The organism is Arthrobacter sp. SRS-W-1-2016 (assembly GCF_002009585.1).
Classification (GTDB): domain Bacteria; phylum Actinomycetota; class Actinomycetes; order Actinomycetales; family Micrococcaceae; genus Arthrobacter; species Arthrobacter bambusae_A.
Map to the genome: position 1 here is coordinate 34088 of NZ_MTPV01000024.1, position 17994 is coordinate 52081.

At 63.7% G+C, this 17994-nt stretch carries 14 protein-coding genes; 8 read left to right on the plus strand and 6 right to left on the minus strand.

Annotated elements, in window-relative coordinates; all coding sequences use genetic code 11:
* Positions 1-259: 259 nt before the first annotated feature.
* Positions 260-1051 (minus strand): hypothetical protein, encoded by a 792-nt coding sequence (locus BMF89_RS06160; RefSeq protein WP_078106199.1) that lies wholly within the window; start codon positions 1049-1051, stop codon positions 260-262.
* A gap of 510 nt (positions 1052-1561) precedes the next feature.
* Positions 1562-2299, minus strand: a complete 738-nt coding sequence (locus BMF89_RS06165; protein WP_078106200.1) for a VOC family protein — start codon at positions 2297-2299, stop codon at positions 1562-1564.
* Positions 2300-2401: 102 nt separating this feature from the next.
* Between BMF89_RS06165 and BMF89_RS06170 the strand changes: the two genes are divergently transcribed.
* Positions 2402-3226 carry an IclR family transcriptional regulator gene (locus tag BMF89_RS06170; protein ID WP_078106225.1) on the plus strand — a complete coding sequence of 275 codons (825 nt, stop codon included), beginning with the start codon at positions 2402-2404 and terminating at the stop codon, positions 3224-3226.
* 29 nt (positions 3227-3255) lie between these two features.
* On the opposite strand, the gene BMF89_RS06175 is transcribed toward BMF89_RS06170, so the two are convergent.
* The 4 genes from BMF89_RS06175 to BMF89_RS06190 are packed head-to-tail and all read right to left on the minus strand — an operon-like array spanning position 3256 to position 7385.
* Entirely contained in the window at positions 3256-3864 is a 609-nt protein-coding gene (locus BMF89_RS06175) for an MBL fold metallo-hydrolase (protein WP_078106201.1), read from the minus strand.
* On the minus strand, positions 3861-4949 hold the full coding sequence (locus tag BMF89_RS06180) for an S-(hydroxymethyl)mycothiol dehydrogenase (RefSeq protein WP_078106202.1): 1089 nt from the start codon (positions 4947-4949) through the stop codon (positions 3861-3863). Before BMF89_RS06180 ends, BMF89_RS06175 begins: the two co-directional genes overlap by 4 nt.
* 60 nt (positions 4950-5009) lie before the next feature.
* Positions 5010-6146 (minus strand): aromatic ring-hydroxylating dioxygenase subunit alpha, encoded by a 1137-nt coding sequence (locus BMF89_RS06185; protein WP_078106203.1) that lies wholly within the window; start codon positions 6144-6146, stop codon positions 5010-5012.
* Between the two features lie 42 nt (positions 6147-6188).
* Positions 6189-7385, minus strand: coding sequence for an FAD-dependent oxidoreductase (locus tag BMF89_RS06190; protein ID WP_171983414.1), 1197 nt, complete (start codon positions 7383-7385; stop codon positions 6189-6191).
* 234 nt (positions 7386-7619) lie between these two features.
* On the opposite strand from BMF89_RS06190, the gene BMF89_RS06195 reads away from it, so the two are divergent.
* The 7 genes from BMF89_RS06195 to BMF89_RS06225 are packed head-to-tail and all read left to right on the plus strand — an operon-like array spanning position 7620 to position 17963.
* Positions 7620-7970 (plus strand): bifunctional 3-phenylpropionate/cinnamic acid dioxygenase ferredoxin subunit, encoded by a 351-nt coding sequence (locus tag BMF89_RS06195; protein ID WP_078106204.1) that lies wholly within the window; start codon positions 7620-7622, stop codon positions 7968-7970.
* A gap of 50 nt (positions 7971-8020) precedes the next feature.
* Complete coding sequence (locus BMF89_RS06200; RefSeq protein WP_078106205.1) at positions 8021-10528, plus strand: FAD-dependent oxidoreductase; 2508 nt, start codon at positions 8021-8023, stop codon at positions 10526-10528.
* A gap of 56 nt (positions 10529-10584) precedes the next feature.
* Positions 10585-12336, plus strand: a complete 1752-nt coding sequence (betA, locus tag BMF89_RS06205) for a choline dehydrogenase (RefSeq protein ID WP_078106206.1) — start codon at positions 10585-10587, stop codon at positions 12334-12336.
* 8 nt (positions 12337-12344) lie between these two features.
* Positions 12345-13868, plus strand: a complete 1524-nt coding sequence (locus BMF89_RS06210; RefSeq protein ID WP_078106207.1) for an aldehyde dehydrogenase family protein — start codon at positions 12345-12347, stop codon at positions 13866-13868.
* On the plus strand, positions 13865-14899 hold the full coding sequence (locus BMF89_RS06215) for a glycine betaine/L-proline ABC transporter ATP-binding protein (protein ID WP_078106208.1): 1035 nt from the start codon (positions 13865-13867) through the stop codon (positions 14897-14899). Before BMF89_RS06210 ends, BMF89_RS06215 begins: the two co-directional genes overlap by 4 nt.
* Positions 14899-16932, plus strand: coding sequence for an ABC transporter permease subunit (locus BMF89_RS06220; RefSeq protein ID WP_078106209.1), 2034 nt, complete (start codon positions 14899-14901; stop codon positions 16930-16932). The genes BMF89_RS06215 and BMF89_RS06220 overlap by 1 nt, the downstream gene beginning before the upstream one ends.
* Positions 16933-16988: 56 nt before the next feature.
* Positions 16989-17963: an ABC transporter substrate-binding protein gene (locus BMF89_RS06225; protein WP_078106210.1), complete on the plus strand. Its 975-nt coding sequence runs from the start codon at positions 16989-16991 to the stop codon at positions 17961-17963.
* The last annotated feature ends 31 nt before the right edge of the window (positions 17964-17994 follow it).

Consider the following 17994-nt stretch of genomic DNA (forward strand, 5'->3'; position numbering starts at 1 on the left):
TTCGAGACCTCGCCACTGTGGGGGCCAATGGTTCCTGTCTGGAGGCTCAGGAGCGTCAAGAGGATGACCATTCCGAGCAGCACAACGGCCGTGGCCAACGTGAGGGTGCGGTTCCGACTGGGGGCTTCTCTGGCAGCAAGAAAGAGGGCAGATCCTGACAGGACAGCAGAGATAGCTGTGAATGGATAGAGCGGCAAAATCAACAAGATGGCCGCTCCCAGCAGGAAAAACCTGGAGAGCGCAACGCCTGAGCGCTTTCTTACCAAGGGCTGCATGATTGGTCATCTCCTTTTTCACCATTGCCGTGACCTATGATCCGCACGCAGGGCCGGGGCGACGACACGTCCCAACCCCCGACACCGAGTTTGAACTCGCGCTGTCCGACAATTTTAGCCGAGCCGCCCGAGATGATTGCGTGGCTGGAGACCTGACCATTGTCGCGCCACCCAATTGCAAACGTCTCACCCCACGTGCCGTTGAACCATGAATGTGTTGCTGAGGAACCGTTGCCACACCATCCGCCACTAACGGTCAGCTTGTAAAGCCACCCTCCAAAGGCATTCGTGCCTATAACCCAGGATGAAGTGTTCCAGCATCCGGAAGCCAGAGTGCCGAACTGAGCAGGCGTTATTCCCTTCAATGTGGATTGCTTGGCCAGACTATCTGCCGGAGCGTAGCTTTTCGGCGAACTGATGACATTCGCGACCGCGCTATAGGCTTCAAACAAACTAAGCTCTTCCGAGCCGAGCGATTTGGCCGCAAGCTCGGGATTATCGGACTCGAAGACCTTGCGGGCTACGGCCTCAGCCTTCGCGGCTTCCTTGGGCGCGTTTTCGAATCTCGCCGGACCGCCTCCCGCGTTGGCATCGACGTCAGCTATGGCGGGTGTCGTTGTTGAAGCGGTTAGGAGCGCAGAAATGGCCAGACAGGCCAGGATCCCTTTGAAATTCATTTGGTCCCCAATCGTGAAACTGTCATGGGCGTGGTCGACGACCCGCCTCACGAAGGCCTCATCGATGTTCCTTTTCGGTAATCGAAAGAACAGATACACCGAGTTCTTTAAGGCGCGACGGGGGGGCCTTCATGACAAACGCTAACAAGGGAAACCTGCACTGAGTGGTCTTCCGAATCAAAATGAGTGGCGAATCGCCCATATTTGAGTGGTAGCGAGGGGAAGCACATAGAACCCTGAGCGTGAGGGCGTGATCAAGACACCCATGGAAATCCTCGCCAAAGCCAAACCAAAAACAACTTCCAACATGGGCCATTAGGTTCGAGGTGGGCGAAGGAATGCGGGCAGGCTGGCCAGTTCGGTATCTCTGTCGCACCGGATCACGTCTTGACCAGCTGTTTTGGATCGAGGGGTTTGCGGATGGGGAGAATGAAGTGGCAATTTCCTGTTTTACTGGTTGGCGCCGCACTTGCTTTGATTGTGGCCCTCCTAGTCATTCGCTGGATGACGCATGGACCCGGGAACCTAACGGACAATGATTTTAGGCCTCCGCCTTTCGGTCCCAGCTCCCCTGCCGGTTCGGCGAGCCGTTAGCCCCGAAGCGCTGCGTTAGCCGGGGGTGAGGACGCAGAATTCGTTGCCCTCCGTGTCGGCAAGGCACACCCACGGCACATCGCCTTGGCCGACGTCGGCGTCCGTGGCGCCCAAGGTCCGCAGCCGGGCCACCTCTGCCGCTTGATCATCGCCGCGGTACGGCCTCAGATCGAGATGCACCCGGCCACACGCGGCATTCGCGGAGGGTGTCCGGACGAACTCCAGATACGGCCCGACACCCTTGGCCGAACGCAGCCGCGCAAGATCGTCGCTCACCTCGTGCAGGGTCCAGTCCATCGCGCCGTTCCAGAACCGGGCCATGGCCCGCGGATCCGCACATCTGACCACCACCGCGGCGATCGGCCCGGTGTCCCCGTAGATCGGCCGAGGCTCCAGCACACAGAACAGGTTGCCCTCCGGGTCGGCCAGGACCGTCCACGGCACGTCACCCTGAGCGATATCGGCCGGCGTCGCGCCGAGCTTCACCAGGCGCGCCACAAGCTCCGCTTGATGGGCCGCAGAGGTGGTGGCGAGATCGAGATGGGCGCGGTACCTGACCGTCTCGGGGTCCGGGACTGTGACGACATCGACGCACACAGCGGCAGGGTCCGGCCCGGTGAAGCCCCCTGGTTCGACATTGCTCACGCCGGGTCCTTCGCTGGAAACTTCCCAGCCGAGGGCCTCCGCCCAAAACCGCCCGAGGACCGCGTCATCGCGTGCCTTGAAATTCACCTGAACAAGTCGCAGTGCCATACCGCCCGATCCTATAACCACACAGGCCTGACGGACGGCAGTACCCAGGACACGCAGCCAGGAGAGGCCGCTCATTTGACCGCGTTTGAGACGATGAACCACATGGACGCTGACGCAAGCATTGCCAACGACCCCGATACCGATCCCGCCGGCGCGCACCACGCCGGTGTGCAGTCCGTGGACCGGGCCATCACTGTGCTTGAGATCATCGCCCGTAACGGCGATGCCGGCGTGAGTGAGATCGCGGAGGAAATGGGCGTCCACAAGTCAACGGCGTCGCGACTGCTGAGCGCCCTGGACGCCCGTGGCATGGTCCAGCAGAATCACGAGCGCGGAAAATACCAACTCGGTTTCAACATCCTGCGTTTGGCCAGCGCCATTCCGGCCCGCCTCAGCTTGGTCAGGGAGGCCCGGGAAGATCTCGAAGCCCTGGCGGAGAAGTTCGCTGAGACTGCCAACCTGGCCGTGCTGCGGTCGAATTTCGCGGTCAATGTGGACCAGGCCATTGGCCCCAACACGCTTGGCACGCAGGACTGGATCGGCGGGCTCACCCCGCTCCACGCCACGTCCAGCGGCAAGGTCATGCTTGCCGCCCTGCCGCCTGCGACCCGTGACCGCGTTCTCAGGGAAGCCGGCCAGGCGCGATACACGCCACAGACCATCACCGACCGCGATGAGCTTGAGCAGCAAATGCCCATCATTGCCGAGGCCGGATACGCCGCCACGTATGAAGAACTCGAGCGCGGACTCAACGCCGTCGCCGTTCCGATCCGCAACCACAGCGGCACCGTGATCGGAGCCATCAGCCTTTCCGGCCCGGCTTTCCGTTTCGAGCCCGAAAAAATACCCGGCCTGCTCGATGCGCTCAAGCAGGCCGGGTATTCAATCAGCGTCAAGATGGGTTACACCGCAGCCAGCGGCGCCTAGGGTCCGTCAATCTGGCGATCCCGCGCTGCCTAAGCGAGGTTTTCCGTCTCGGCTTTGATGGTGGTGTCCCCGCCATGGCCGGTCCGGACCACGGTTTCCGCCGGAAGCGTCAGGAGGCGCTCCCGGATCGAGGCCAGGATGGTCGGGTGGTCGCTGTGGGACCTGCCGGTGGCTCCCGGGCCGCCGTTGAAGAGCGTGTCGCCCGTGAAGACGGTGCCTTCGCTTTCCAGGTGGAAGCACGTGGAACCCGGCGAGTGGCCCGGTGTGTGGATGGCTTGCAGGACCGTGCCCGCCACCTCGAAGACGTCGCCGTCCGCAATGTGACGGTCCGGCCCGGCGTCCGGATACACCTGCTCCCACAGGACCATGTCCGCGGGGTGCAGGTGGATCGGGGCGTTCACGGCGTTCGCCACGTCGAGCGCCGCTCCGATGTGGTCGTTGTGCGCATGGGTGAGCAGGATGGCCCGCACCTTCCGGCCACGGACCTGCTCGATGATCGCCGACGCGTCGTGCGGACAGTCGATGATGACGCATTCATCGTCGTTGCCGACGATCCAGACGTTGTTGTCCACGTCCCATGTGCCGCCGTCGAGCGAAAACGTGCCCGAGGTGACGAGGTTTTCGATGGTGACGCTCATGCGATTTCCACGACCGAGCGGAGCACTTTGCCTTCGTGCATCTTGGCGAACGCTTCTTCCACCTGGTCGATGGTGATCCGTTCGGATACGAACGCGTCCAGGTCGAGGTTGCCTTGCTTGTAGTGCGCCACGAGCATCGGGAAATCGCGGGAAGGCAGGCAGTCCCCGTACCAGGAGGACTTCAGCGAACCGCCGCGGCCAAAGACATCCAGCAGGGGCAGTTCGAGCAACATGCCCGGCGTCGGGACGCCGACCAGTACCACGCGGCCGGCGAGGTCGCGCGCGTAGAAGGCCTGCTTGTAGGTCTCCGGGCGTCCGACGGCGTCGATCACCACGTCGGCACCGTTCCCGCCGGTCAGGGCCCGGATGGCCTCGATGGGGTCTTCCTGGCTGGAGTTGACACCGTGCGTGGCTCCCAGGGACTTGGCCATCTCGATTTTGTTGGCGTCGATGTCCACGGCGATGATCGTCGTGGCGCCGGCGAGCCTTGCCCCGGCGATGGCAGCGATGCCGACGCCGCCGCAGCCGATGACGGCCACGGACTCGCCCCGCTTGACCTCCCCGGTGTTGATGGCGGCGCCGATTCCTGCCATCACACCGCAGCCGAGCAGCCCGACGGCGGCGGGATCGACGTCGTCGTCCACTTTGGTGCACTGCCCGGCGGCCACGAGGGTCTTCTCTGCGAAGGCGCCGATCCCCAAGGCCGGTGTAAGTTCAGTGCCGTCCTCCAGGGTCATCTTCTGGGTGGCATTGTGCGTGTTGAAACAGTACTGCGGCTGGCCCTTGGCGCAGGCCCGGCATTCCCCGCACACGGCACGCCAGTTCAGAATCACGCGGTCCCCCGGCGCTACTTCGGTGACGTCCGGCCCTACGGCGCTGACTACACCCGTGGCCTCGTGGCCGAGCAGGATGGGGAAATCATCGGTGATGCCGCCTTGCTTGTAGTGCAGGTCGGTGTGGCACACGCCGCAGGTGAGGATGTCCACCAGCGCCTCGCCCGGACCGGGGTCCGGCACCAGGATGGTCTCCAGGGAGACCGGTGCGTTCTTTTCCTTGGCGATGACCGCCCTTACTTTGTAAACCATTGGCTGTGTTCCTTTTCCTAGGTTCCGGGTAGCTCGTTACATCGACGGACATTCCTCAGGCTAGCTGTCTGCAGGGACGTCAGCGATCTTGCTGGTGACCCAGCTGTGGAACGCCTCGATGTGGTGCTCGCTCGGTACCAGGACGCCGCCCTTGGCGTAGATCTTGGAACCCATGGCTGGCTGGCAGCGTTCGCAGGCGTCGAAGTCCTGCTCGTTGACCCGGTGGAAGAGCTCCACCGAAGCGCTCACGTCCTTGCCGGATTCCACCACGCTGGGCAGGTACAGCCAATCGCATTCGACGATCGTGTGATCGGCGGCCAGCGGGAACATGCGGTGGATGATGACATGGTCCGGAACCAGGTTGACGAAGACATTCGGCTTGATGGTCACTGCGTAGTACCGGCGATCCTGGTCATCGCCCACTCCCGGAATTCGATCCAGGCCCTCGGAACCGTCAATCGTGAAGCCCTTGATGTCGTCGCCGAACTCGGCGCCGTGGCCCACAAAATACTGCGCCGCCAGTCCATCGGCGAACTCGGGCAGGACTTCGGTGAGTTCGGGGTGGATCGTGGCGCAGTGGTAGCACTCCATGAAGTTTTCGATGATGAGCTTCCAGTTGGCCTTGACGTCATACTTGATGCGCCGGCCAAGGCTCAGGTTCGCGATGTCATAGTCGTCAACAGCACGCAGGTCACCGAGGCGCTCCTCGATCGCACCCATGACGTCTTCCTCGAACGACGGTGGCTCATCCGCGAGGCAGACCCAGACGTAGCCCATGTATTCGCGGACGTGGACCTTGACCAGTCCGTATTCGTTGCGGTCGATATCCGGCATCTTGGTGAGGTTGGGGGCCGCGATGAGCTTTCCCTCGAGGTCGTAGGTCCAGGCGTGGTACGGGCACTGGAACGAGCGGTTGGCTTCACCGGACTCCTCCATGCACAGCTTCACGCCACGGTGCCGGCAGATGTTGTAGAACGCGCGGATTTCCCCTTTGCGGGTTCGGTTGATGAGCACGCTCTCGCGGCCGATCTGCACCGTTTTGAACGAACCGGCCTTTTCCAGGTCCGCGGTCCGCACTGCGCAGAACCACATTTGTTCGAAGATGTGCTCTTGCTCGGCACGGAAGATGTCTTCACTGACATACGTGTGGCCGGGGAGAGTGGGGATCAGGCTGGGGGAAACAACTTCAGTGGTCATGCCGACTCCTATTCAGTGATGAAGCAGTGGGGCTGGGGATGTTCATGGGGTTGTCAGGACGGGCGGGGCGTTGCGGGCGTTGAGTTGCCGGCGCCAACGGGTGAACAGGCGCGGCTGGTTCACACCCAGAACGCCCACCGCTTCCGCGCCCCGGTAGTACACGGCAAGGAAGCTGTGGTCCTCGAGCTGCCCCGCCTCGATCTCGACACGCTCTGCGTCCTGCGCATGGCCGGCGAACTGGAGCGTCACTCCGTATTGGTCAGACCAGAAGTACGGCAAGTTGAGCGGAAGAGGCGCGGCTGAGTGATCCAAGAGTCCGGCCACGGCCAGGGCGGCACGTTCCTGGGCGCCGCTCCAATGCTCCACCCGTTGGTGCCGCCCGCTGCGTGGGTCGAACCAGGCCGCGCAGTCTCCCACGGCAACCACGCCGGGAACGTTGGTCCGTCCCATCGGATCGCATGTGACCCCGTCGTCGAGCTCCACGCCCGAACCGGCCAGCCACCCGACGTTGGGCACCGCACCGATACCAAGGAGTACGACATCGGCGGAACGGTACTGTCCATCGCTCAGCCGGACGCCGGTCACATTTCCTTCGTAGCTGTAATACGAGTCGATTCCCGTGTCACAAACCAGCTCCACACCATTCATCCCATGGAGTGTGGCCATGACGGCAGCCATCTCCGGACCGAGCGGAGCGCTCAGCGGCACTTCGCTCTTGCAGATGATAGTTACGTCCATTCCCAGGCCCTTGGCTGTTGATGCGACTTCCGCGCCGATAAAGCCGGCGCCCACAACCAACAGCCGGCCGCCCGCAACGAGCTCCGGGGCCAGATCCTGTGCGTCTTGGAGAGTCCGCAAGGTAAAGACATTGGCTAGGCCCGCGAGTTCGGGCAGCGTGCGGGCTGAGGCTCCCGTGGCAATCACGACGCCGTCAGCCACCACGGCGCGTCCGTCGCCTAGCGTGATGGTCCTGGTGGCGGCGTCAAAGCTTCGCGCCGGCGAGCCCAGCAGCCATTCGGCCTGGAGCGGGTCATCTGAATCCGCCTCCCCGGCTTCCAACATGACGTGCTTGATACCGATTTTTCCTGCCAGGAACTCCTTGGACAGGGGCGGGCGGTCATAGGGCCGCTGCTGCTCATCGCCAATGATGAGCAGCCGGCCGGAAAAGCCCTGCGCCCGGGCAGCGCGGGCGGCGGAAAGACCCGCCAATGATGCGCCCACGATCGCCAATGTCTCCATGGCTTCCTCCTCGCCGAGCCGTTCGAAAGTTTTATTGCGCCATACGCAACACACTTCATTATGCGAAACAGCGTGACCGACTTCACATCGCGTGTCAAGGAATCTGCGCAGGAAATTCACCCCCTTGACAAGCCTATGTGAGGTCGATCACTCTGTTGCGTATTGTGATCAGCGTTGATCATGAGACAACCGCCCCACAGGTTTCGACCAGCCCGGTGAAAGAAGGTTCGTGAGATGCACAGTGCTTGCCCGCTTAGCTCGTTGGCTCCGGGGGACGCGATTCGACTCGAAACGTCTCCGCCCATTGCCGTGTTTCACACCGAAGAGGGCGAACTCTTTGCCCTCGACGACACCTGCACCCACCAAGACGCCTCGCTCGCCGACGGCTGGGTGGAGGACTGCTGGGTAGAGTGCCCTCTCCATGCTTCAAAGTTCAACCTGCGCACGGGAGCCGCCGACGCGCCTCCCGCAAAATTGCCCATCAGGGTCCACGAAGTCCTGGTGGTGGATGGCCAGATCATGGTCAAAGAATCCGAGGACGCCCCGAACCTTCCACCTGGGTTGACCGTCGACGGCCACGTCTAGGGTCCGGCGAGCCCCAAACTTCCACACCTCTTAATTCAGGAGCTTCCCGCATGTCCACATCACCCCGTGTCGTCATCATCGGAGCCGGCATCGTCGGCGCCAATCTTGCGGATGAACTGTCCACCCGCGGCTGGACCAACATCACAGTGGTCGAGCAGGGCCCGCTGGCGTTGGCGGGCGGCTCAACCTCCCACGCCCCCGGCCTCGTGTTCCAGACCAATGCTTCCAAGGCCATGACCCAATTCGCGTCCTACACCGTGGACAAGCTGCTCTCCCTCAGCGAATCCGGCGTCTCCTGCTTCAACCAGGTGGGCGGCCTTGAGGTGGCCACCACTCCGGAGCGCCTGGAGGACCTCAAACGCAAGCTGGGCTACGCGGCGTCGTGGGGTGTGGAAGGCCGGCTCATCGATCCGGACGAGTGCGCCAAGCACTACCCGCTGCTCGACCAGGAAAAGGTGCTCGGCGGACTCTATGTCCCCTCCGACGGTTTGGCTTCCGCGGCCCGCGCCGTTGGCCTGCTCATCGCCAAGGCGAGCGCCGCAGGGGTCACGTTCCGCGGTTCCACTCCCGTGACCGGCATTGAACAGGCCGGAGGCAAGGTCACCGGCGTCGAAACGCCCGACGGCGTGATCCCGGCAGACATCGTGGTTTCCTGCGCCGGGTTCTGGGGACCCAGGATCGGCGCCATGGTGGGTATGTCCGTGCCGCTCCTCCCCTTGGCCCACCAGTACGTCAAGACCACCTCCGTGCCCGAGCTCGTGGGCCGGAACGATGCCTCACGGCTGATTGACCCCGCCAACGGCGCCTGGATGCCCATCCTGCGCCACCAGGACAAGGACCTCTACTACCGCGAGCACGGAGACCGGATGGGCATCGGCTCCTACGCCCACAAGCCCATGCCCGTGGACCTCCGGGAACTGCCCGAGGTTGCTGCGGCTGACATGTCCGAGCACCGGATGCCGTCCCGCCTGCCGTTCACCGAAGAAGACTTCCTGCCGTGCTGGGAAGACTCCAAGGAACTCCTTCCTGCCCTCGCGGGTGCCCGGATTGCCGATGGCTTCAACGGGATCTTCTCGTTCACCCCCGACGGTGGTCCACTCGTCGGCGAGTCCAAGGACGTTGACGGCTTCTTCGTGGCCGAGGCCGTCTGGGTGACGCACTCCGCCGGCGTGGCCCGAGCCCTGGCCGAGCGCCTCATCGAGGGCCAGTCCCGCATCCCGCTCCACGAATGCGAGGTCTCCCGCTTCGAAGAAATCCAGACCGCGGAGAGCTACGTCAGCGAAACCTCCCAGCAGAACTTCGTGGAGATCTACGACGTCCTGCACCCCCTGCAGCCGAGGGTCTCTCCGCGCGAGCTGCGCCTGAGCCCGTTCAATGCCCGGCAGAAGGAGCTCGGGGCGTTTTTCCTCGAAGCCCACGGCTGGGAGCGCCCGCACTGGTTCGAGGCCAACCGCGGTTTGCTGGAAGCGGTCCCGGAAGAATGGCGTGCGCCTGACCGCGACTCATGGGCCGCCATGTTCCACTCCCCCATTTCCGCCGCCGAAGCGTGGAAGACGCGGACCGCCGTCGCGCTCTATGACATGACGCCGCTCAAGCGGCTGGAGGTTTCCGGGCCGGGCGCCGTCACCCTCTTGCAGCGCCTCAGCGCCGGGAAGGTCGACAAGAAGCCGGGTGCGGTGACGTACTGCCTGCTCCTCAACGACGACGGCGGCATCCGCAGCGACATTACGGTGGCCCGGCTGGATGAGACCACGTTCCAGGTGGGCGCGAACGGCAACATCGACTTCGACTACTTCACCACCGAAGCCCGTAAGCAGACCGCCGAGGACGTCAGCCAGTGGGTCCAGATCCGCGATATCACCGGTTCCACGTGTTGCGTAGGGCTCTGGGGGCCGCTCGCCCGCGACGTCATCGCCAAGGTGAGCGACGACGATTTCAGCAACGACGGACTGAAGTACTTCCGCACCAAGAAGGTCCGGATCGGCGGGATTCCTGTCACAGCGATGCGGCTGTCCTACGTAGGCGAATTGGGCTGGGAGCTGTACACGACGGCGGAAAACGGCCAAAGGCTCTGGGACCTGCTGTTCGCGGCGGGCCAGGAGCAGGGCATCATCGCGGCTGGCCGCGGCGCGTTCAACAGCCTGCGCCTGGAAAAGGGCTACCGGCTGTGGGGTACCGACATGACCCCGGAGCACGAACCCTACCAATCGGGACTTGGCTTCTCCGTCAGCAAGGACAAGGAAGGATACATCGGCGCCGAGGCCCTCAAAGCCCGCCGCGAACTGCCCGTCAATCGCCGCCTGCGCTGCCTGACCGTCGACGACGGCACGTCCGTGGTGTTGGGCAAGGAACCCGTTTACTACCGCGGCGAGCCGTCCGGATACGTCACGAGCGCCGCCTACGGCTATACCGTCCGGAAGCCCATCGCCTACGCTTGGCTGCCCGCAGAAGCGGGCGACGGTGACGCCGTCGAGATCGAATACTTCGGCAAGCGGATCCCGGCCACTATCTCCGCCGATCCCCTCGTGGATCCGACCATGGAAAAACTGCGGGGCTAACGCCCTCCTGGCTACCGGACACAAGCAATGGGGATCACTTCAAAGGAGTTCAACTAATGGCCAACGAAAAGTTCGACTACGTCATTGTGGGTGGGGGCAGCGCCGGATCAGTGCTGGCGGACAGGCTCAGCGCCGACCGCACCAAGACCGTCTTGGTCCTGGAGGCCGGCCGGAGCGACTACCCCTGGGACCTGTTCATCCAGATGCCGGCAGCGCTCACGTTCCCCAGCGGGAACAGGTTCTACGACTGGCGCTACCAATCCGACCCCGAGCCGCACATGCACGGACGCCGGATCGCCCACACCCGCGGCAAGGTGCTGGGGGGATCCAGCTCCATCAACGGCATGATCTTCCAGCGCGGCAACCCTTTGGACTACGAACGCTGGGGAGCCGACGCCGGGATGGAGACCTGGGATTTCGCTCACTGCCTCCCCTACTTCAACCGCATGGAGACCGCCCTCGCCGCGGATCCCGACGATGAACTGCGGGGACACAACGGACCGCTCGTCCTTGAACGCGGCCCTGCGCGCAATCCCCTCTTCCAGGCTTTCTTCCGCGCCGCCCAAGAAGCCGGATTCGCACGGACCAGCGATGTCAACGGGTACCGGCAGGAGGGCTTCGGTCCCTTCGACCGCAATGTGCACAAGGGCCAGCGGCTCTCGGCGTCGCGCGCCTACTTGCGGCCGCACCTGGACCGGCCCAACCTCACGGTAAGGACACGGGCCCTCGTATCGAAAATCAACTTCGACGGCATTGGAACGTCCGAGGTCAGGGCCACGGGCGTCAGCTATCGACGCAACGGCAAGCAGCACAGCGTCGACGCCCAGGAAGTCATCCTGTGCGGAGGAGCCATCAACACTCCGCAGCTCCTGCAGTTGTCCGGCGTCGGGGACTCCACTCACCTCAAGTCCCTGGGCATCACACCTGTAGTTGACCTCCCCGGTGTGGGCGAAAACCTCCAGGACCATCTGGAGGTCTACATCCAGCACGCCTGCACCCAGCCGGTGTCCATGCAGCCGAGCCTGAGCCTGTGGCGTTATCCGTGGATCGGCCTGCAGTGGCTGTTCGGGCGCAAGGGGCCCGCGGCCACCAACCACTTCGAAGGGGGCGGCTTTGTGCGCTCCAACGAGGACGTCGCCTACCCGAACCTGATGTTCCACTTCCTGCCGGTGGCCGTCCGCTACGACGGCCAGAAGGCCGACGCCAAGCATGGCTACCAAGTGCACATCGGGCCCATGTATTCCGACGCCCGTGGCAGCCTGAAGATCACCTCCACGGATCCAACCGTCCACCCGTCCATGAAGTTCAACTACCTTTCCACGGACCAGGACCGGCGCGAGTGGGTCGAAGCCATCCGGATTTCCCGGAACATCCTGGAGCAGTCCGCCATGGCGCCATTCAATGGCGGTGAGCTCTCCCCCGGTCCAGCAGTCCAGACCGACGAGGAAATCCTCGACTGGGTAGCCCGCGACGCAGAAACCGCCTTGCACCCTTCCTGCACGGCCAAGATGGGCCCGGCCACCGATCCCATGGCCGTGGTAGACCCGCTCAGCATGAGGGTGCATGGCACCTCGGGGCTGCGGGTGGCTGACGCTTCGGCAATGCCCTACGTGACCAACGGCAACATCTATGCGCCGGTCATGATGCTGGCCGAGAAAGCCGCGGACTTGATTCAGGGCCGCGAACCCCTCGCGCCAATCGCCGCCGAGTTCTACCGGCACGGCGCGGTTGCGGGCGCGGACGGGCCGGTTCCGGACAGTCTGGAAAGCCTGGAAAGCCAGCCCGAGGCCACTTCGGCAAGGAACTAAGGAGCGGCATGAACAGCCCACAACTTTCACAGATCCAAACAACAGTGCGCGGCAGCTATGTCGACGGCGCTTGGCAGCAGTCCAGCGGAAGCACCCGGAACATCAGCTGCCCCGCGGACGGCACGCACGTTGCCGACGTCGCGGAGTGCACCGCGGCCGATGCCGAGGCCGCCGTGGCAAGCGCACGGAGAGCGTTCGACGACGGCCTCTGGCCGGGCACGCCCGAGCTGGAACGCGGCGCGATCCTGCTCCGCGTAGCCGGCCTGCTGCAGCGGGACAAAGCCGGCTACGCCGCGGCCGAAGCCCTCGACACCGGCAAGCGGCTGGTCGAAGCCGAATACGACATCGACGACGTCATAGCCTGCTTCCGCTACTACGGCAGCGTGGCGGGCACGGACGCGGGCCGCGTGGTCGATACCGGCCGGCCCGGCGCCATCAGCCGGGTCGTCCATGCACCCGTAGGAGTCTGCGGACTCATCACGCCGTGGAATTACCCGCTCCTGCAGGCTTCGTGGAAGGTTGCACCTGCGCTCCTGGCCGGCAACACATTTGTCCTCAAGCCCAGTGAGCTGACACCCTCCACGTCCATCCTGCTCATGGACACCCTGCGGGAAGCAGGGGTGCCCGACGGCGTCGCGAACCTCGTGACCGGAACGGGACCTGAAGTGGGGGCGGTCCTTAGCTCGGATCCCCGGGTCGATCTGGTCTCGTTCACGGGCGGGCTTGAAACCGGCAAGCGGATCATGGTGGCGGCAGCGCAGACGGTCAAGCGAGTGGCCCTCGAGCTCGGCGGCAAGAACCCGAATATCGTGTTCGCCGACGCCGACCGGGAAGCCGCCATCGACAACGCCTTGACGGCCGTCTTCCTGAATTCCGGCCAGGTCTGCTCGGCAGGGGCCAGGCTCATCGTCGAAGAGTCCATCCACAAGGAATTCGTAGCCGAAGTGGTGCGCCGTGCCCGCCGGATCCGGCTGGGCGGGCCCTTCGACCAGGAAGCCCAGGCAGGCCCGCTGATCTCCACGGCCCACCGGGACAAGGTCCACGCCTATGTGCAGGCCGGGCTTGCGGAAGGCGCCCGGCTGCTGTGCGGCGGCTTCATTCCGGACAGCCCGGAGTTGGCCGGTGGCAGCTTCTACCCGCCCACCGTGCTGGACGGGTGCAGCACCTCGATGCGCGTGGTCCAGGAGGAATCCTTTGGCCCCGTCATGACGGTGGAAACATTCACCACCGAGGAAGAGGCCGTCCGGCTGGCCAACGACACCGTCTACGGACTGGCCGGCGCCGTGTGGACGGCAGACGCATCGAAAGCCCAGCGGGTCTCCGAAGCGTTGCGCCACGGGACGGTCTGGATCAACGACTACCACCCGTACGTTCCGCAGGCCGAATGGGGCGGCTTCGGACAGTCCGGCAATGGCCGTGAATTGGGGCTCGCGGGCTTGGCCGAATACCGAGAAACGAAGCACATCTGGCAAAACATCAGCCCCGGGCCCAGCCATTGGTTCGAGCCGTCACAGGCAGGAGTACAGCAATGAGCAGTCCTGACATATCAGTGCGCAACCTCTGGAAGGTCTTCGGACCCGGAGGTGAAAAGATCCCCAAGGATCCCGGACTCTCGGCTTTGAGCTCGGCCGAATTGCTTGAACGCACGGGGTGCAATGCCGCAGTACGCGACATGAACTTCGACGTCGCGAAGGGCGAGGTGTTCGTCGTCATGGGCCTGTCCGGATCAGGAAAGTCCACCCTGATCCGGTGCCTCACCCGGCTGATCGAACCGACGTCGGGGAGCGTCCTGGTGGACGGCAAGGACGTGATGCAAGCGGGAACCGGCGAGCTTCGGGAGCTGCGTCGGCGAAAAATGTCCATGGTCTTCCAGCATTTCGGCCTCCTGCCGCACCGCACCGTGCTGGACAACGTGTCCTACGGGCTGCAGATCCGTGGCGCCGCCAAGAACGAGCGCTATGCGAGGTCGCGCGAAATCATCGAGCTCGTAGGCCTCAAAGGTTACGAGCAGCATTTCCCCGATCAACTCTCCGGCGGAATGCAACAGCGCGTCGGACTTGGGCGCGCCTTGGCAGGCGATCCGGACACTATCCTCTTCGACGAACCGTTCTCCGCCTTGGACCCGCTCATCCGGCGCGATATGCAGGCGGAGGTCATCCGGCTGCACAAAGAAATGGGAAAGACGATGGTTTTCGTCACCCACGACCTTTCCGAAGCGCTCAAACTCGGGGACCGCATCCTGATCATGCGGAACGGGGAGACGGTCCAATGCGGCACCGGCGATGATCTCGTCGGATCGCCCGCGGACAAATACATCGCCGACTTCGTCTCCGAGGTGCCTCGCGCGGATGTCCTGACACTCAAGTGGATCACCGATCCCGTAGCACTAGGGACTCCCGGGGATGCTCCGGTCCTGAGCGCAGGCACGATCATCCGCGACGCCATTCCCACCGTCATGAACTCATCGTGCCCTGTCCTGGTGGAAGACTCCGGCAAGATCACCGGCCAGATCGACCGCGACAGCATCTTGTCGGTCATCCGCAGCACGGAAGTTGCGGCGTGATGTCCACACTCGTCCGCGATCGCGCCCCGGTTCAGACCGGCCTCGTTTCCGTCCGCGCACCGCGCAAGCGGTTAAGCCGCCGCACCCTGCTTCTGGGCGGGGCCGGCGTCGTCTGGCTCGTCGGATTCCTGTTCCTCCACGGCACGGCGACCCTCACGCTGCCGGCGTCGGAGCTCACTGACCTCCACCGCTCCCTCAACCAATTCAATGCCTGGGTGGCCTCAAACCGGGCCGACAATCCCGTCTTCCAGTACGTTTTCACACCGCTCCGGGCCGCCGTCGACGCCGTCGCAAACCTGTTCATCGGCGTTTTCGCCGCCAGCACCACCGGGCTTCGACTGCCGGAAATCGGCTGGCTGGGCACCGTCGCGCTGCTCAGCTGGATCGCGTTGGCGGTGGGCAACGCCCGCGTGGCGCTGCTGACAGCAGCCGTCTTCGTCTTCTTCGGCCTTCAGGGGCTGTTTACGGAAGCGGCTTACACCTTCGCCCTCGTCCTCACAGCGGTGCTCTTCACTTTGGCTCTCGGCATCCCCCTCGGAGTCCTCGCAGGAGTCTACGGCCGGGTTGCCAAAGTAATCACTCCGGTCCTCGACTTCATGCAAACCCTTCCCACCTTCGTTTACCTGGCACCGCTGGCCCTCATCTTCCTGATCGGCCCCGCCTCCGCCGTGATCGCCACCGTGATCTACGCGGCACCTCCCGTCATCCGACTGACGGCGCATGGCATCCGATGCATCCCGGAAAACACCCGCGAAGCCTCCGACTCCTTGGGAACCACTGGTTGGCAGCGGCTCGTCACCCTGCAGCTCCCGCTCGCTCGGCGCACCATCGTCATGGGGATCAACCAAAGCACCATGGCCGCGCTGTCCATGGTGACCATCGCGGCGCTGATCGCTGCCCCCGGGCTGGGACAGGTGGTTATCCGCGCCCTGCAGTCGCTCGACGTCGGCACGGCGGTCAATGCCGGACTGTCGATCGTCCTGCTGGCCATAGTGTTGGACCGCGTGACTACGGCCGCAAGCCGCCGGGCCGAACCCGGAGCAAACCGCAGGCGCCGGATATCGCGGCGAATGAGGTACATTCTGCTGGCCGTCAGCTTGCTTGTGGTGCTCGTCACCGTCCAGTTGTCCCGGACGATGCTCTGGGCCGCTGCCTTCCCGAAGGATCTCAACATTGGACCGGCCATTGTCAGCGGAGTGAGCTCCGCGAGCGAATGGCTCCAGACCAACCTCTTCCTCTTTACGGTGTCCTTCCGTGAGGCAGTCACGAACGGAATCCTCAACCCGTTCCAGTCACTCCTGACAGAGACGCCTTTCTACCTCCTGGTTGCCGTGATCGTCGTGGCGGCGTTTGCCCTCGGCGGCTGGAAGTTGGCAGCGGTCACGGCAACGTGCTTGGCCGTGATCATTTACCTGGGCCTGTGGAGCGATGCCATGGTCACCCTGGCAGGAACCCTCGTTGCCACCGCAGTGGTCATGGTCCTGGGCGTCATCTTCGGCGTGGCCATGGGCAGGTCCGACAAAGTGGACCAGCTCATGCGGCCCATGCTCGACGCCGGACAGACCATGCCGGCTTTCGTCTACCTCGTTCCGTTCCTGGGCCTCTTCGGCGCCACACGGTTCACCGCCATCATTGCCGGCATCATCTACGCGGCGCCCGTGGCCATCAAGATCACGGCCGACGGCATCGCCGCAATTTCGCCCACCGTCATGGAAGCTGCCGTGTCCAGCGGCTCAACTCCCTGGCAAGTCATCACGAAGGTCCAGCTGCCCATGGCTCGGCAATCCTTGGCCCTCGCGGCCAACCAGGGCCTGATCTACGTCCTCGCCATGGTGGTAGTCGGAGCGCTGGTCGGAGCGGGCGGCCTTGGGTACGACGTCGTTGCCGGCTTTGTCCAAAGTTCGCTGTTCGGCAAGGGCCTCGCCGCAGGCCTGGCCATCGTTTTCCTCGGCATCCTGTTGGATCGCATGACCCAGGCTGCCGCAGCCAACCCCGTCCGAAAAGTCCCTTCGGCAAAATCACCCGCCCACTAACGGGCTCAGTCTCACGCACTCCCCCAACACACTGCCCCACCCAAGGAGATCCAACCATGAGTAAAGCTGGACTGCTGTTGAAACGAACAATTCCCACGCTCGCCGGAACCGTCGCTGCCGCCCTGTTGCTAGCCGGCTGCGGCGGCGCAACGGTCAATCAGGCGGCCGCAGCCGGTGCTTCGGGCACCCCCTGCGGAACCGTCAACGTGGCCCTCAACGCATGGGTGGGCTACACGGCAAATGCGGCTGTTTACAGCTACATAGCCCAAAACAAACTCGGTTGCACTGTAGTCCAGAAGGACCTGTCGGAACAGATTTCCTGGCAGGGCTTCGGCTCCGGGGAAGTCGACGTCATCCTTGAGAACTGGGGTCACGAGGACCTCGCAAAGCAGTACATCACCGACCAGAAGGTCGCGGTGGACGCTGGTCCCACGGGCAACGAAGGGCATATCGGCTGGTACGTACCACCATGGATGGTCCAGAAATACCCGGACATCCTGGACAGCAAGAACCTGAACAAATACGCGTCCCTTTTTGCCACGTCCGAATCGGGCGGCAAAGGCCAGGTACTGGATGGCGACCCGGCGTTCGTGACCAACGATGAAGCCCTCGTCAAGAATCTAGGCCTCGACTACAAAGTGGTCTTCTCCGGTTCGGAAGCAGCATTGATCCAGTCGTTCCGTACGGCGGAGAAGAACAAGACGCCGCTGCTGGGGTACTTCTACGAGCCTCAATGGTTCCTTTCCGAGGTCCCCCTCAAGAAGGTCAGCCTGCCCGCCTACACTCCGGGCTGCGATGCCGACGCCGAGAAGGTGGCCTGCGACTACCCCGACTACAAGCTGAACAAAGTGATGGCCAAGAAGTTTGCGGACAGCGGTTCTCCCGCCGCGAAACTGCTCAAGGCCTTCTCATGGACCAACGCGGACCAGAACTCCGTCGCAACGGACATCCAGGGCGGCATGAAGCCCGATGCCGCTGCCAAGAAATGGGTCGATGCCCACCCGGATGTGGTGGCTGCCTGGCTCAAATAGTCCTTTCACGCTTGCTTTGAAGCTCCCCGGA

What these genes read in the sequence shown, in the direction of transcription:
- BMF89_RS06165 (WP_078106200.1), bottom strand. Translation starts at nt 2,299, where the DNA reads ATGGCACTGCGACTTGTTCAGGTGAATTTCAAGGCACGCGATGACGCG.
- BMF89_RS06170 (WP_078106225.1), top strand. Translation starts at nt 2,402, where the DNA reads ATGGACGCTGACGCAAGCATTGCCAACGACCCCGATACCGATCCCGCC.
- BMF89_RS06175 (WP_078106201.1), bottom strand. Translation starts at nt 3,864, where the DNA reads ATGAGCGTCACCATCGAAAACCTCGTCACCTCGGGCACGTTTTCGCTC.
- BMF89_RS06180 (WP_078106202.1), bottom strand. Translation starts at nt 4,949, where the DNA reads ATGGTTTACAAAGTAAGGGCGGTCATCGCCAAGGAAAAGAACGCACCG.
- BMF89_RS06185 (WP_078106203.1), bottom strand. Translation starts at nt 6,146, where the DNA reads ATGACCACTGAAGTTGTTTCCCCCAGCCTGATCCCCACTCTCCCCGGC.
- BMF89_RS06190 (WP_171983414.1), bottom strand. Translation starts at nt 7,385, where the DNA reads ATGGAGACATTGGCGATCGTGGGCGCATCATTGGCGGGTCTTTCCGCC.
- BMF89_RS06195 (WP_078106204.1), top strand. Translation starts at nt 7,620, where the DNA reads ATGCACAGTGCTTGCCCGCTTAGCTCGTTGGCTCCGGGGGACGCGATT.
- BMF89_RS06200 (WP_078106205.1), top strand. Translation starts at nt 8,021, where the DNA reads ATGTCCACATCACCCCGTGTCGTCATCATCGGAGCCGGCATCGTCGGC.
- betA (WP_078106206.1), top strand. Translation starts at nt 10,585, where the DNA reads ATGGCCAACGAAAAGTTCGACTACGTCATTGTGGGTGGGGGCAGCGCC.
- BMF89_RS06210 (WP_078106207.1), top strand. Translation starts at nt 12,345, where the DNA reads ATGAACAGCCCACAACTTTCACAGATCCAAACAACAGTGCGCGGCAGC.
- BMF89_RS06215 (WP_078106208.1), top strand. Translation starts at nt 13,865, where the DNA reads ATGAGCAGTCCTGACATATCAGTGCGCAACCTCTGGAAGGTCTTCGGA.
- BMF89_RS06220 (WP_078106209.1), top strand. Translation starts at nt 14,899, where the DNA reads ATGTCCACACTCGTCCGCGATCGCGCCCCGGTTCAGACCGGCCTCGTT.
- BMF89_RS06225 (WP_078106210.1), top strand. Translation starts at nt 16,989, where the DNA reads ATGAGTAAAGCTGGACTGCTGTTGAAACGAACAATTCCCACGCTCGCC.